Origin of the sequence: Mycobacterium asiaticum, assembly GCF_001668675.1 — a bacterium.
Lineage (GTDB): Bacteria > Actinomycetota > Actinomycetes > Mycobacteriales > Mycobacteriaceae > Mycobacterium > Mycobacterium asiaticum_D.
In genome coordinates, this window is sequence record NZ_LZKQ01000178.1 from 1 (window position 1) to 859 (window position 859).

Sequence of the window (859 nt, forward strand, 5' to 3'; positions counted from 1 at the left end):
GCCGAGGGGGTTTGGCTGAGGATGGTGACGTTTTCGGTGGCCAGCAGGGTGTGGAAGTCTTCGGGTGAGCGGGCCACTGATTCGGGGACGATGACCAGCCGGCCCCCCGACAGCAGGGCGCCCCAGATCTCGAAGACCGAGACGTCGAAGGCCAGCGAGTGCCAGTGTGACCACACCCCCGCTGCGGGCAGCTTGGCGCGCACCGACGCCAACAGTTGCGTCACGTTATGCTGAGTCACCACAACACCTTTGGGAACACCGGTGGTCCCCGAGGTGTAAATCAGATAGGCCACCTCGGCCCCCGAAGGCACCGGCAACGCCGTCGCCGGGTAACTACGCAGACCCGGATCCTCGATATCGATGACCGCCACCGCATGCCCGGCCAACCGCCCCGCCAACCCCGCGGTGGTCAACACCGCACTCGGAGCGGCATCGGCCACCATGAAATCGACCCGCTCATCGGGCAACCCCGGATCAATCGGCACATACCCCGCCCCGGTCTTGAGCACCGCCAGCATCGCCACCACCGTCGCCGGCGAACGCGACACCAACAACCCCACCCACTGACCCGGACCCACCCCCAACCCGGACAACAAATGCCCCAACCGATTCGCCGACTCCTCCACCTCGCGATAGGTCATCGACCGACTCTCACCCACCACCGCCACCGCCGCCGGCGTGCGCGCCACCTGCTGGGCCCACAACAACGGAATCGACACCGGCACCGGGCTCGGACCGGGTTCATTCAGAACCGCCCGGTTACCCCACCGCGCCAACCCCGCATGCTCACCGGCACCCAGCAGATCCAGCACCGCCAACCGCCGCCCCGCATCCGCGCTCATCCCCTCCAACACCCGGG

Annotated in this window: 1 protein-coding gene; it reads right to left on the reverse strand. The window is 67.5% G+C overall.

Annotated features, from left to right (window positions below):
- Window positions 1-859: AMP-binding protein (locus A9X01_RS15180; RefSeq protein WP_155772107.1), on the reverse strand; the 859-nt coding region annotated here is incomplete at both ends.